The organism is Methylogaea oryzae (genome assembly GCF_019669985.1).
GTDB lineage: Bacteria > Pseudomonadota > Gammaproteobacteria > Methylococcales > Methylococcaceae > Methylogaea > Methylogaea oryzae.
The window spans coordinates 3,874,719-3,888,598 of the sequence record NZ_AP019782.1; the positions used below are offsets into that span (position 1 = coordinate 3,874,719).

Genomic DNA, 13,880 nt, shown 5'->3' on the forward strand with positions numbered 1-13,880 from the left:
CGCTCGACAAGCGTCAACCGCCGCGCCGCCCGTATCGCCGCCGGAATATTTTTGTCGGCGCACAAACTTTGCTATCTTTGGCCCCGATTTGGAAACTACGCGGTTACCCCATGAAATTCAGCGCAAGATTGTGGTTCTTTTTCAGCTTTCTGTTTTGCGCGGGCCTGATCGGCGCGGCCTTGTACTTCCAGCACGCGCAGGGGTTGGAGCCTTGCCCGTTATGCATTAGCCAGCGCATTGCGGTGGTGGTGGCCGGCGCGGTGTTCCTGGCCGCCACGCTGCAGGATCCGGGCACCATGGGCATACGGATTTACGGCATAACCGGTTTTCTGGCGGCGGCGACGGGAGCGGCCATCGCCGGCCGCCACGTCTGGCTGCAACACCTGCCGCCCGAAGAAGTGCCTGAGTGCGGCCCCGGGCTGGAATACATGTTCCAAAACTTTCCCATCACGCAAACGCTGAAATTTATGCTGAGCGGCACCGGCGACTGCGCCAAGGTCGACTGGACCTTGTTGGGATTCAGCATGCCGGCATGGACCTTCGTTTGCTTCGTAACGCTCGCCCTTGTTAGCCTGGCCCAATGTTGGAACGTTAAGCGGCTGTCCAACCGCAATGTGATTTATCGCATTTGAATTACCGGCCCGGTAATCCCCAAGCGCTGATGCAATGGGCTTTGGCGCGGAAAATGGGCGCGCAGGAACTCCATTTGATCGGTCAGCACCCGGCGTCCCTGTAAATAGATATATTCCGCATAAGTCGGCGTAAACGGCACAGCCAATAACTGCATGCCGGACTGTTCCGGCGTGCGGCCGGCCTTGTGGTTGTTGCAGCGCTTGCAGGCGGTAATGACATTGTTCCAGGCGTCGGCACCGCCCTGGCTCAAGGGCGTGATATGGTCGCGGGATAAATCCCCATGACTGAAGCGTTGCCCGCAATACATGCAGAAATGATTGTCGCGCCGAAACAGGGCGATATTGTTCAGCGGCGGCACATAATTTTGGTTTGGCGAACTGCCTTGGTGGCCGCGGCCGTAGGTGGCGATGATGGAGTTGAGCTCAACGACGCTGCGATGGCCGCTGCGGGCGTTGACCCCGCCGCGCAGAGTCAGCAGCGGCGTACCGCATGCGTAGGCGACCATGCCTAGATAATAAAGCTTGGCCGTTTCTTGATAACCGATCCATTCCAGCGGCATTCCCGATGCGTCGGTGCGCAGCACCTGCACTTGACGAAGCTCCATAAGTACTCCCGGCGGTGGTGATTATTTTAATTCCGTATTACGCCAACTCAGCCCTACATACAATCTGTTCGAATTACCACAGTCTATTAAATAATCCGGGGAAATAACAACGGCTTTTACGCACCCCCGGCGGCGGCTGCATCCGGCCAGTTTCTATGCTATAAAATTGGGCGGGCATCCCGGGACGCCCACCGCATGCGGGTAGGATCAATAACTTAGGTTAGCGTCACATGAAAACAAACATGCAACAACGAGAAAGCGGCTTTTCCTTGGTACGCACGAGCTGGTGCGCGCTGGCGCTGGCGGCGGCGCTGGTCGGTTGCGACAATAACGCGGGCGGTACGTCAACCGCGGCAGCCCCGGCGAAATCGGCCAAACTGACCGGTATCGTTCTCGACGCCAATGGCCCCATCGATAGCGGCATGGTCGAGGCTGTGGATGCCAAGGGCGCCACCGTTGCCAGCAGCCAACTGAGCGGCGGCAACAAGTACACGATTTCCATACCGGCCACGGCAGCGTACCCCATCGTACTGACCGCCAAGCCGACTGACGGCAGCGCTCCCGTTAAGGCGGTAGTGACCTCATCCCTGGCTGAGAAAATGGACATCACCTCCGTTTCCACCCTGGTGGTGGACAATGCCATGCAGTTGGGCGGGTTGACGCCGGCCAATATCCAACAGGCGTCCATCGGCGCCATCGGTCAACGGCAAAGCCGCGGCGTCAGCGCCGGCGCGGGCGGCTCCACCGGCGGTCCGGGCAACAGTGGCGGCGGCATCGGCCAAGGCGGTCACGGCGGCCACGACATGAGCAAAATGGGCGGCGGCGAAGGCGAAACCGGAAAAATGGACAACATGTCCCATTAAGTTCCATTCGACACCGCACGGCCCGAGGTGTATCCCATCTCGGGCCGTCTTCGTTTCAATGGGCTTAAACGTTCTCGAATAGGCACCCCGTTGGCTGGATCACGAATCACCGCCGCAATCGCTTTGCAGTTGCTATCGGCACTGTCGGCTGTTTTGCGCCGCCGACCATCCCTGCTGTTGCTGTTGGCCGTCGTTGCGGGCGGCTGGTACGGCTATGAAGTGCTGCTGGCTCGCCCAAGCTTGGTTTATTTGGGCGAGCCCAAAATCCAAAACTGGCTGCAACCGCTGACCTGGAACCACACCCTGCGCAATCGTAACTTTTTGGTGGGATATTCTGAGCTGCGCGGCAATCCGCTATGGGTGAGTTACCGGCTCACGCCGCCCCCCGCCACCCACCGCAATTTGCGGCGCCCCGGCAGTTTCCGCACCGATTGGCGCAACCTGAGCTTCGTCAGTCACAGCGACTACCGCGACAGCGGCTACGATCGCGGCCACATGGCGCCCAACCACGCCATCGCCGTGCTTTACGGCCGCAATGCCCAGCTGGAGACCTTCCTCATGACCAACGTGTCGCCGCAGAAACCCGACCTTAACCGCCGTTTGTGGGAGCGCCTGGAAGAAGCCGAGCTGGACCGTTTCGCCCACCAACAGGGCATGGTGTGGGTCTTGTCCGGGCCCATCTTCGACGACCGGATCGAGCGCCTCGCCTCGGCGCGGCGGGTGGAGATTCCCGACGCTTTTTACAAAATCTATGCCGCGCCGCAAACCAACCAGGCGCCGTTGCTATTGGCCTTCGTCATCCCGCAGCAAGTGCGGGGCGACGAGCCTTTGGAACGTTACGTGACCAGCGTGGACAAAGTAGAAGAGCTGACCGGCTTGGATTTTTTCCCGCAACTGCCGGAAGACGTCGCGCGGCAAATCGAAGCCGTTTCGGACATCAACGCCTGGGAACTCGAACCCATATCCCAGCAACCCAGCCGCTATAGCGGCCACAAACGCCTTGAATCCGGCAGCAAACGCCCCCATTAGTTCGCTAACCCTCAATCAAGCGAGATTCGCCATGCCTACCTACGATTACCGGTGCGATGCCTGCAACCACGACTTCAGCGCCATGCACAAAATCAGCGACGCGGCTCCGCCTTGCCCGCAATGCGGCGGCGCGGTGCGCAAGAAAGTGACCGCCCCCGCGGTGCTAGGCGGCGGCGGTAGCGGCGGCAAAGCCGCGCCGGAGTTCAGCGGCGGCTGCGGTTCCGGCTGCGGCTGCCATCGCCCGCAGTAATGCGCCGCTAACTCGTCAGGCATAGGCAGCGCGACCGCCAGTGCATCAGCAATTGGCGGTAGGCGCAGCGCTCCGGCCAGGGAGGCCGGAATTCCGGATGCGCCAAAAGTGCCTCCAGGGATTCCCTGATCGCCTCGGCCAGCCAACGCGACGGCGCACGGGTATAGCGAATCAACAAGAACCGCAAGGCATCCTCTATGGTCGCCAGCGGTACTTCGGATTCCCTCGCTTCATCCAACCACAGTCTGTCGTTCGAACTCAATGCAACCATCGGCTTAGGCATTGCCATGACCCTCGACGGTCAAACAACAACGCAACAACAATTGTTTAAGCAGTCCCCGGGAGTGCCGATCCAAGCATTGCAAATCTTCAACGTGCAAAACATCCGTCTGCAACAACCGAAATATCCGCTCCTCGGAAATTTGCACTCTCAGGGGGCGGGCATCGCCCGCCATTGAAACCGGGCGCCTCCCCGGCATGAAGCACGTTTTCATTTGGCCGCTCCTCGACATCGCTTGTTGCGCTTTCTCTTGCCTCAAATGATAACGGTTCGCATTTGCATGTCAACAGCGCAACCCGCTTCATCCACGCCACATCCAACAATAGGCTGGTATACATGCTGAGCTACCGACACATTTTTCACGCCGGCAACTTCGCCGACGTCCTTAAACACGCCATCCTCGGCCTGCTGGTGCAAGCGCTCAAACGCAAGGACAAACCCTTTTTCTATTTGGACACGCATGCCGGCTGCGGACGCTATGACTTGCAAAACGGTGCCGCGCAGAAAAATTGCGAGCACCTGCAAGGCATCGCCAAGCTGTGGGAACGCCCAGGGAACTCACCGTTGCTCAGGCCTTACCTGGATACGGTCGCCGCGCTCAACAGCCAGGGCAATTTACGCTACTACCCAGGCTCGCCCCGACTGGTACGGCATTTATTGCGCGAGCACGATCGCATGGCGTTGTGCGAATTGCACAGCACCGACATCGAATGGCTACGGCGGGAATTCGACGGCGATGGGCAAGTGACGGTTTTGCAGCAGGACGGCTACCAAGCCCTGAAAGCTTTGCTGCCGCCCAGGGAACGGCGCGGCCTGGTGCTGATCGATCCCGCGTTCGAGCTGAAGGACGAACGGGAACGGTTGTTGAAAGCGCTGTTTGAAGCCTACCGGCGCTGGCCCACAGGCACGTATGCGGTGTGGTTCCCCATACTCGACCGAAATGTCGCCGAAGCCTTCTACCGGCGCTTCCGCAACAGCGGCATCGCGAAAATCTTGCTCGCAGAACTCTGCGTCGGCCCGGAAACCAGCAACCTGGGCATGTACGGCACGGGCATGATCGTCATCAACCCGCCTTGGCAGCTGGACGAGGACTTGAAGGGCCTGCTGCCGCAGCTCAGGGAAGTTCTCGCGGAATCCGGCCAAGGGGCTTGGAGACTGGAATGGCTGGCCGAAGAGACGGGCGGCTGATACCCGCGCCCCGTCGCTTCGCCGACAACGCCCTAGTTGGCGTCGCGGTGATACGCCGCCAGCCGCTCCACCTCGTTCTTGGACCCCAAAATCACCGGCACGCGCTGATGGATGCTGCCTGGCTGGATCTCCATGATGCGTTCGTAGCCGGTGGACGCGGCGCCGCCGGCCTGTTCGACGATGAAAGCCATGGGATTGGCTTCGTACATCAGGCGCAGGCGACCGCCTTTGTCGCGGATTTTTTCGTCCATGGGATAGGCGAACAGGCCGCCGCGGGTTAAAACGCGGTACACCTCGGCCACCATGGAGGCCAGCCAGCGCATATTGAAATCCTTCTCGCGGCCGCCGGCCTTGCCCTGCACGCATTCGTCCACGTAACGGCGCATGGGGGGCTCCCAGAAGCGGCGGTTGGACATGTTGACGGCGAATTCCGCCGTGTCTTCCGGAATGCGCACGTTGGGGCGGGTGAGGATGAATTCGCCGATTTCCTCATCCAGCGTGAAGGCGTTGACGCCGTTGCCGGTGGTCAGCATCAACACGGTGGCCGGGCCGTAGATGCAGAAGCCGGCCGCCACTTGGCTGGTGCCGGGCTGTAAAAAGTCTTGTTCCGTCGGGTGTTCTACGCCTTGCGGGCAGTGCAGGATGGAAAAGATGGTTCCCACCGACAGGTTGACGTTGATATTGGAGGAGCCGTCCAGGGGGTCGAAGCAGATCAGGTATTCGCCCTTGGGATTGCCGTCGGTAATGTGAATGAGTTCGTCGTTTTCCTCGGACACCATGGCGGCGTAGCGGCCGGTCCAGTTGAGGGCGTTGACGAAAATCTCGTTGGTGATGACATCCAATTGCACCTGCACTTCCCCCTGCACGTTTTCCGTGCCCTGGGAGCCGAGCACGCCGCTCAAGCCGCCCCGACGCACGGCGCGGGAAATCGCCTTGCAAGCCACGGCGACGTCGTTGAGCAACAGGGTGAAGTCGCCGGAGGCTTGGGGAAACCGGCGCTGTTCTTCAATGAGGAACTGGGTGAGGGAGGTCATGGGTTCGACTCCTGCAATTCGTATGAATTTCATCGGGCCTTAAACGCGAAAGCCCATGGCGGGAACCATGGGCTTTCGCGGCGGCGTCCATGCCGACCGCCGGGCGGGGCGGTCGTTTAGCGGCTGCGCACGTCGCCGACGCGCACGATTTTCATGGCGTTGGTGCCGCCGCGCACCCCTTCCAGATCGCCCTTGGTGAGGATCACCAGGTCGTCGTCGCTGGTGACCAAGCCGAGGCGCAGGAACTCGTCGATCACGGCGCGGTTCAAGGCGAAGTGATCGGTGGTTTCCATGGGGAAGGTCAAAGGCGTCACACCGCGGAACAGGCTCACGCGCGTGCAGGTCTTTTCATGCGGCGTCAGGGCGAAAATCGGGATGCCGGAACTGGGACGCGACATGTGCAACGGCGTGGAACCGCTGACCGTCAAGGACGCGATGGCCTTCACCTTGAGGTGATTGGCCGCGTACATGGTGGCCATGGCGATGGCTTCGTCGATGTGCTGGAAGTCCGTTTCCGAACGCCACTGAGCCGGACCGCGCACACGGAAATGCGCCTCCGCCTCCAAGCAAACGCGATGCATGGCTTCCACCGCCTTGTCCGGATACTGGCCGCTGGCGGTTTCCGCCGACAACATCACCGCGTCCGTGCCGTCGAATACGGCGTTGGCCACGTCGCACACTTCGGCGCGGGTGGGCAGCGGGCTTTGGATCATGGATTCCATCATCTGGGTGGCGGTGATCACCACGCGGTGCAAGGCGCGCGCGCGGCTGATCAAATCCTTTTGCACGCCCGGCAGGCGAGCGTCGCCGATTTCCACACCCAAGTCGCCGCGCGCCACCATGATGACGTCGGAGGCCTTGATGATTTCCTCGATCACCGGCATCTCGATGGCTTCGGCCCGCTCGATCTTGGCGACGATACCGATGGCGCCATCGGCGGCCCCGGCATCGCGCAGCAATTGGCGAGCTTCCTCGATGTCGGCCGCAGAGCGGGGGAAAGACACGGCGACGTAGTCGGCGTCGATTTGCACCGCCGTCTTGATGTCCGCCTTGTCCTTTTCCGTCAACGCGGCGGCGGACAGGCCGCCGCCTTGCAGATTGATGCCCTTGTTATTGGACAGGTCGCCGCCGACGCGAACGTGGCAATGCACCTTGCCGTTATCCACCCGGTCCACGCCCAGTTCGACGCGGCCGTCGTCCAGCATCAGCACGTCGCCCGGCTTTACGTCGCGAGCCAACTGCGGATAGCTGATGCCCACCTGGGTTTCGTCGCCGTCTTCCGAAGGCAGGTTGATGTCCAAGGTGAAGGGTGCGCCCCTTTGCAGTACGACTTTGTTGTTGCGGAAGCGGGCAATGCGGATCTTCGGCCCCTGCAAGTCCACCAGAATGCCCACGTGGCGGCCATTCTTGGCGGCGATCTCGCGCACCATTTCAGCCCGCTTGCGGTGATCCTCGGCGTCGCCGTGGGAGAAGTTCAGCCGAACCACGTCCACACCGGCCTTGATGATCCGCTCCAGGGATTCCGGGTTGTTGGTGGCCGGCCCCAGAGTTGCAACGATTTTGGTTCTGCGAATGCTCATGCTTGCCCGCTTCTCTGTTTGCTTACTTTGCGTTCATCAGGGCAACGGCGGTGTCCAACATGCGGTTGGAGAAGCCCCACTCGTTGTCGTACCAGGACAGCACCTTCACCAGGTTGCCGCTCATGACCTTGGTCAGGGTGGCTTCGTAGGTGCTGGAAGCCGGATCATGGTTGAAGTCCATGGAAACCAGCGGCTGGTCGTTGTAGTTCAGGATGCCTTTCAGCTCGCCCTGGGAAGCTTCCTTCATGATGGCGTTGATTTCGTCCACGCTGGTTTCGCGAGCGGCGACGAAGGTCAGGTCCACCAGGGAAACGTTGATGGTCGGCACGCGCACGGCGAAACCGTCCAGCTTGCCGTTCAGTTCCGGCAGCACCAGGCCCACAGCGGCGGCAGCGCCGGTCTTGGTGGGGATCATGGACATGACGGCGGAACGGGCGCGGCGCAGATCTTCGTGGTAAACGTCGGTCAGCACCTGGTCGTTGGTGAAGGCGTGCACGGTGGTCATCAGGCCGTGTACCAGGCCGATCTTGTCGTGCAGCGGCTTGACCAGCGGCGCCAAGCAGTTGGTGGTGCAGGAGGCGTTGGAGATGACGGTGTCGCTGGCCTTCAGCGACTTGTGGTTAACGCCGTACACGATGGTGGCGTCCACGTCTTTGCCGCCCGGCGCGGAAATGATGACTTTCTTGGCGCCGCCGGCCAGGTGGGCGGAAGCCTTGGCCTTGGAGGTGAAGAAGCCGGTGCATTCCATCACCACGTCCACACCCAGCTCGCCCCAGGGCAGCTTGGCCGGGTCGCGCTCGGCCAACACGCGGATGCGGTCGCCGTTGACCACCATGTAGTCGCCGTCCACCGACACTTCGCCGGCGAAGCGGCCGTGCACCGTGTCGTACTTGGTCAGGTGGGCGTTGGTGTTGGCGTTGCCCAGGTCGTTGATGGCAACGACGGTGATGTCGTTGGTGCGCTTCGCTTCGTACAGCGCGCGCAGGATATTACGTCCGATACGGCCGTAGCCGTTGATAGCAACTTTGATGGTCATGGACATTCTCCGAATTAAGAACCAAACTTAAGACCAGCCCCGTCCCGAGCACGGTGCCCCGCCACGCACCGAACCATCCAGGCTCCCGGCGCGGACCGAAATTTAGGTGAAGTCCCCAACTATAACAAATAGAGCTAGCCCTCGTCCACCGTTGCCCTAGCGCCGTCGCCCCGAACACTTTTCCGATCCCCATGCCCCTCGATACCGAATACCTGAAACTCGCCGCGCCTAATCTCAAATCCGCGGTTGCGCCGGATTCGCTGGGCTTCACCACGACGGACGAATTGGAACCGTTTGCCGGCTTTCTCGGCCATCGCCGCGCCCAGGACGCGCTCCACTTCGGCGTCGCCATGGGACGTCCCGGCTACAACGTGTTCGTGATGGGCGAAACCGGAACGGGGCGCCTTTCCCTGGTGCAGGACTATTTGGAAGCGGTCGGCAAGGAGATGCCGCCGCCGGGCGACTGGCTCTACCTCAACAACTTCGCCGAACCGCGCGAACCGCTGGCCTTGCGGCTGGGGCCGGGCCAGGGACGGGCGCTGCAACGGGACATCGAGAACTTGGCCGACAGCCTGCTGGCCTTGTTTCCCACCGCCTTCGAAAACCCCACGTATCAGCAGCGCAAAACCGCCATCGACCGGGAATTCAGCCAGCGTTACAGCCAATCCTTGACGGCGGTGGAGCGTAAGGCCCAGGAATACGACATCGCCGTTTTCCGCGACGGGGAAAACGTTTCGTTCACCCCGCTGCAAGACGGCAAACCCCTGGATGAATCCGGCTTCGCGCAACTGCCGGAGGGGGAGCGCGCGGCGTTCCACCGCCACGTCCAGTCCTTAGAGGACTTTTTAGCCGACACGCTGGCGGAATTGCCCCAATGGAAACGGGAAACCACGGAGCGGTTGCGCCAGCTGAATCAAGACACCGTACGGTTGACCGTAGAGCCGCTCTTGCACGATTTGGAAGAGAAATATGCCGACGAAGCGGAAGTGCTGGGTTATCTGGCCGCCCTGCGCGCCGACCTGTCCCGCGTCATCAACGAGCAACTGACCGGGGATCAGGAGCCGCGCGAGGATTACGCCAAGCGCCAGCTGCTCATCAATCAGTACGTGCCCAAGCTGCTGGTGGCCCACGATCCTCAGGACGGGGCGCCCGCCGTATACGAATCTTATCCGTGTTACGGCAACCTGTTCGGCCGGGTGGAGTACGTCAACGACCAGGGCGCGCTGGTCACCCACTACCGGTTGATTTCCGGCGGCGCGCTGCACCGCGCCAACGGCGGCTACCTGGTGCTGGAAGCGGAAAAGCTGTTGGCGGAAGCCAACGTCTGGCCGGCGCTGAAACGCGCCCTGCAAACCCGCACCGTCAAGATCGAGACCCCCGCGCCGGGCGAACAAGCCAGCGGGCTGATGACCTTGGACCCGCAAATCATCCCCCTCGACGTCAAACTGGTCCTGGTCGGCTCGCGCGAAGTCTATTACTTGCTGCAAGAACTGGACGAGGAGTTCGGCGAGCTGTTCCGCGTGCTGGCCGACTTCGACGACGCCATTGCGCGCAACGACGACACCCTGCGCGACTTCGCCCGGCTGGTGAAAACCCGCAACGATGCCGACGGCGGCCAGCCGCTCAGCGCGGCGGCCATGGCCATGCTGGCGGAATACAGCTCGCGCTTGGCCGAGCATCAACAGCAGTTGTCGGCGCGTCTGAGCGAAGTTTTCCAGCTGGTCAGCGAAGCCGATTTGCTGCGCGGCCAAAGGAACGACCCGGCCATCACCGACATCCACTTGCGGCTGGCCCTGCACGCCAAAGAACAGCGCACCGGCCGCATCAGCCGGCAGGTGCTCGACGACATGCTGGACAGCACCATCCTGGTCGCCACTGAAGGGCAGGCCATCGGCCAGATTAACGGCCTGACGGTGCTGGCCATCGGCGACACCAGCTTCGGCATGCCGGCGCGCATCACCGCCACCGTCTACCCCGGGTCGCGCGGCGTGGTGGACATCGAACGGGAAGCGGAACTGGGCCAAGCCATCCACTCCAAAGGGGTGATGATCCTGGCCGGCTACCTGGGCAGCCGCTATGCCCAGCGTTTCCCCCTGGCCATCTCCGCCAACATCGCCCTGGAGCAATCCTACGGCTATATCGACGGCGACAGCGCCGCGCTGGCCGAGCTGTGCGCGCTGATTTCCGCCATCACCCGCCAACCGCTGAAACAAACCTACGCCGTCACCGGCTCCATCAACCAGCAGGGCGAAGTGCAGGCCGTCGGCGGCATCAACGAAAAAATCGAGGGCTTCTTCCACCTGTGCCAGGCGCGGGGTCTGAACAGCAACCAAGGCGTCATCATCCCCAAAGCCAACCAGCGCAACCTGATGCTGAAGGAAGAAGTCATCACGGCCGTGGAGCAGGGCCGTTTCGTCATTTACGCCGTGGCCCGCGTGGACGAAGCCCTGGAACTGCTCACCGGCCTGCCCGCCGGCGCGCGCGATCAGCATGGCCTGTTCCCTGAAAATACCGTCAACGGCATGGCGGTGGCCCGACTGGAGACCATCGCCCGCGTGGCGGTTAAAAAGCGCGGTGGCGCGCGCCACGGAGCGCCGGAGTGACCGTGGAGCAAGCGCGTTGGGGCGAGTTTCTGAAACGGCTACGCATCGCCGTGTCGGCGCTAACGGGCTTTCTCGCGGGCAAATGGCTGGCCCAGTCCATGGGCCACCACGAGTCCGAGTTCTTCATCGGCGGTTTCCTGCTGGGCTCGGCCGCCATCCAGTTGCTTTATTTGGCCGCCGGCAAACTGCGCCGCAAGTCCCCGGCGCCATAGGCAGCACCGCGGAAAAAGAGTGGGGCGGTGCTCGCGCGCCGCTAGCGCTCCTGCAACAAAGCGTCGACCTTGCCCAAAAAATCGTCCATATCGAGGGGCTTGGTGATGTAGTCGGCGAAACCGGCCGCCTTGCCCCGTTCGATATCCGCTCTCATGGCGCTGGCCGTCACCGCCGCCACCGGCGTCGAACTCAAGGCCGGCTCCCGGCGTAGTTGCTCGAGCATTTGGTATCCGTCCATGCGCGGCATGTTGATGTCGAGCAAAATCAGGTCCGGCCGATGGGCCTTCGCCAGCGTTATGCCCGCTTCGGCGGTGTCCGCCATGAAAACTTTGAGCCGCTCGCGTTTACGCAAAATTTGCGTGATCAGTTTCAGGTTGGTCGGATTGTCATCAACGCACAGCACCACACGCTCGGTTTCCGATGACGCGGGCCTCTCGGGAACTTCGGCGCCGTCCTCCATTGGCTCCGCACAGGCGCTTTCGGCCCACGGCAAGGTGATCCAGAATTCCGAGCCGCTTCCTTCGCTGCTCTCGAATCCGATGTCGCCATGCATCTGCTGGATCAGCCGTCGGGTTATGGCCAAGCCGATGCCCGTACCTTCGATTTTCGTACCCTCCGCGGCGCCGCGCTGGAACGGCTCGAAAATCTGGGGTTGCACGGCGGCAGGAATGCCCATGCCGTTGTCGCGAACCGCGATTCGGACAGCGCCGTCGGCATCGAGGCGGCGGGCGCGAAGGCTGACGAACCCGGATTCGTTGTTGTATTTGACGGCATTGCTCAGGAGGTTGATCAACACTTGGCGCAAACGAGTCGAGTCGGCCAGAACCGCCAACGGATCGTCCACTTGCATATGCAGTTGGATGCGGCGGGCATCGGCCAACGGTTGAACCAAGCTACGGCATTCGGCGACCAACGGCTCCAGCTCAACCGGCTCGATGGATAAATCGATCCGGCCGGTTTCGATTTTGCTCAAATCCAATATGTCGTTGACCAGCCTCAGCAAGTGATATCCCGCCTTGGAAACCTCGCGCAAGTCCTGACGCTGGCTTTCGGTCATGCCGTCTTCCAGTTCCAGCAATTCGGTAAAGCCGATAATCGCGTTCAGCGGGGTACGCAACTCGTGGCTCATGGAGGTCAAGAACTCGCTCTTGTAGAGGTTCGCTTTCTCGGCTTGGACTTTTGCCGTGGACAGCTCCTGGGTTCTCGCGAGCACCAAGGCCTCGAGCTGATCCCGATGGCGTCCCAATTCCGCGTGGGCGTCCTGAATTTCCCGCAACTGATGCTGGAAAGTCACGGCGGTTTCCGAACCGATCAGCAGAGACAGCAAGGTGGCCGCGACCAATACGACCAGAATTGTCTCCAGGGGGTGCACGCCCGCAAAGGAATACCCCATCTGATGGATGGCATAGATCGAAACGATCGCGGCGATTCCTAGAGCGGCAACGCCGAATGCTTGCTTGCGTCCCAGCAACCAGCCGGACGACATCGTGGCGAGAGGAACGGCCACGAAACTGACACTGTAGAGCCCCATCGTCGCGTAGGCGCCCGCCCAAGCGGCAACCACCAACCCTACGCCGAGGATGAGGGAAGCCAAACGCACCCGGCCGGCCCGGACCAGCAGCAGCGTCGTTGCCCCCGTCAACAGCGCCAAAATCGAACCGGGGCGCACGGCGCCGCCTGAAAACAGGTAGTTGGCAATAAAGATCGCCACGCCGGCGCCCGCCAGCAGGATCCCAAGCAAATACAAGAGGCGCCTGCTGCGAGCGTCATTCAGGGAAACGATCCCTTCGCTCATTGTTAATTTCCCGACTTCAACTTAAGTTAAGGTTAAGGCGTGCCGTTTCGCGGCGCAAGCCACGGGGACTCGCTCCCGCCCGAAGCGCTGTGTCTACCTGGTTTGATGGTGCGTTTTGGGAAGAAGTTTCCCTAATGAGCGCTAGTTGGCGCTAGGAACACCGACATTTACGCCGACCGGCATTCGACGAGTGACTTGATGACACGCGCGTTGCGACCGTCCGACCAATTCAAGCGAGTTGCGCTTACCAGCGCCACCGCTTCATCGGCTGAAGGCTTTTGCGGCAGCCAGCGTCCCGCCCTAGGTTTTCCCGCAGCCCCTCAGAACCGTCCAGTCCTGGTCGGCAGCGAATGACGCGCCCCGCTCACCGGTCCTTTTCTCTACGTCCCCCGTCGATCACCGCGCGCAGCCATTCCGGATGGTGATGATGATGCGGCCCGTCGCCGGGCGAGGGCGGAGGCGAAACCGGTTGAGACGCCATTTCGGCGGCCGCCAAAAGCGCCATCAGTCGCTCAAGCGCCTGATTGGCCGCGTTACAAGCCAGCGGCTTTTCCGACGCGGCGCGCCATGCCGGCTCCAAGATATCAATCCAACGACGGGCGCGGGTTCCGTCTTCCTTACATAACAAACCAAGGATAATGGTCGCCAAGTAGTAGGCTTCCTCTCCCGCGTCGGCTTGGCTTTTGGGATTGTCCATGCACCGATGCTCTTTTTTTATACCAGTGTAGTCGCATTCATCCAGGATCATGGCGCTTCCTGGGCTGATATTCCC

Annotated in this window: 14 protein-coding genes; 8 read left to right on the top strand and 6 right to left on the bottom strand. The window is 61.5% G+C overall.

Translation table 11 applies throughout. From position 1 onward, the window contains the following. The first annotated feature begins 110 nt into the window (after positions 1-110). Positions 111-632 carry a disulfide bond formation protein B gene (locus K5607_RS17300; protein ID WP_054772644.1) on the top strand — a complete coding sequence of 174 codons (522 nt, stop codon included), beginning with the start codon at positions 111-113 and terminating at the stop codon, positions 630-632. Here the strand turns inward: K5607_RS17300 and K5607_RS17305 are convergent. Next, positions 620-1,237, bottom strand: a complete 618-nt coding sequence (locus tag K5607_RS17305) for an HNH endonuclease (RefSeq protein WP_221047754.1) — start codon at positions 1,235-1,237, stop codon at positions 620-622. The two genes, K5607_RS17300 and K5607_RS17305, sit on opposite strands and share 13 nt — an antisense overlap. Before the next feature lie 242 nt (positions 1,238-1,479). On the opposite strand from K5607_RS17305, the gene K5607_RS17310 reads away from it, so the two are divergent. From K5607_RS17310 to K5607_RS17330, 5 genes are all read left to right on the top strand, one after another. Continuing rightward, a complete protein-coding gene (locus tag K5607_RS17310; RefSeq protein WP_054772643.1) occupies positions 1,480-2,100 on the top strand; it encodes a hypothetical protein in 621 nt (206 codons plus the stop codon). Between the two features lie 90 nt (positions 2,101-2,190). Beyond that, on the top strand, positions 2,191-3,129 hold the full coding sequence (locus K5607_RS17315; protein WP_246598915.1) for a DNA/RNA non-specific endonuclease: 939 nt from the start codon (positions 2,191-2,193) through the stop codon (positions 3,127-3,129). Between the two features lie 31 nt (positions 3,130-3,160). Then, positions 3,161-3,379, top strand: a complete 219-nt coding sequence (locus tag K5607_RS17320) for an FmdB family zinc ribbon protein (RefSeq protein WP_221047755.1) — start codon at positions 3,161-3,163, stop codon at positions 3,377-3,379. Positions 3,380-3,576: 197 nt separating this feature from the next. Then, positions 3,577-3,837, top strand: a complete 261-nt coding sequence (locus K5607_RS17325) for a hypothetical protein (protein ID WP_221047756.1) — start codon at positions 3,577-3,579, stop codon at positions 3,835-3,837. Positions 3,838-3,995: 158 nt separating this feature from the next. Next, complete coding sequence (locus K5607_RS17330; RefSeq protein ID WP_221047757.1) at positions 3,996-4,847, top strand: 23S rRNA (adenine(2030)-N(6))-methyltransferase RlmJ; 852 nt, start codon at positions 3,996-3,998, stop codon at positions 4,845-4,847. A gap of 32 nt (positions 4,848-4,879) precedes the next feature. Here K5607_RS17330 and K5607_RS17335 read toward each other — a convergent pair whose 3' ends face one another. From K5607_RS17335 to gap, 3 genes are all read right to left on the bottom strand, one after another. Next, positions 4,880-5,881, bottom strand: coding sequence for a class 1 fructose-bisphosphatase (locus K5607_RS17335; protein WP_221047758.1), 1,002 nt, complete (start codon positions 5,879-5,881; stop codon positions 4,880-4,882). Positions 5,882-5,997: 116 nt separating this feature from the next. Further along, entirely contained in the window at positions 5,998-7,461 is a 1,464-nt protein-coding gene (gene pyk / locus K5607_RS17340; protein WP_221047759.1) for a pyruvate kinase, read from the bottom strand. Between the two features lie 22 nt (positions 7,462-7,483). Then, on the bottom strand, positions 7,484-8,497 hold the full coding sequence (gap, locus tag K5607_RS17345) for a type I glyceraldehyde-3-phosphate dehydrogenase (RefSeq protein ID WP_221047760.1): 1,014 nt from the start codon (positions 8,495-8,497) through the stop codon (positions 7,484-7,486). Between the two features lie 191 nt (positions 8,498-8,688). Here gap and K5607_RS17350 point away from each other — a divergent pair, with 191 nt between their 5' ends. Then, a complete protein-coding gene (locus K5607_RS17350; protein WP_221047761.1) occupies positions 8,689-11,100 on the top strand; it encodes a Lon protease family protein in 2,412 nt (803 codons plus the stop codon). Then, entirely contained in the window at positions 11,097-11,312 is a 216-nt protein-coding gene (locus K5607_RS17355) for a hypothetical protein (RefSeq protein WP_054772532.1), read from the top strand. The genes K5607_RS17350 and K5607_RS17355 overlap by 4 nt, the downstream gene beginning before the upstream one ends. 41 nt (positions 11,313-11,353) lie before the next feature. On the opposite strand, the gene K5607_RS17360 is transcribed toward K5607_RS17355, so the two are convergent. Next, the gene (locus tag K5607_RS17360; protein WP_054772533.1) at positions 11,354-13,060 is read right to left on the bottom strand and encodes an ATP-binding protein; all 1,707 of its coding nucleotides are present in this window, start codon (positions 13,058-13,060) and stop codon (positions 11,354-11,356) included. A 412-nt stretch (positions 13,061-13,472) separates the two neighbouring features. Then, positions 13,473-13,856: a hypothetical protein gene (locus K5607_RS17365; protein WP_054772534.1), complete on the bottom strand. Its 384-nt coding sequence runs from the start codon at positions 13,854-13,856 to the stop codon at positions 13,473-13,475. Positions 13,857-13,880: the final 24 nt, after the last annotated feature.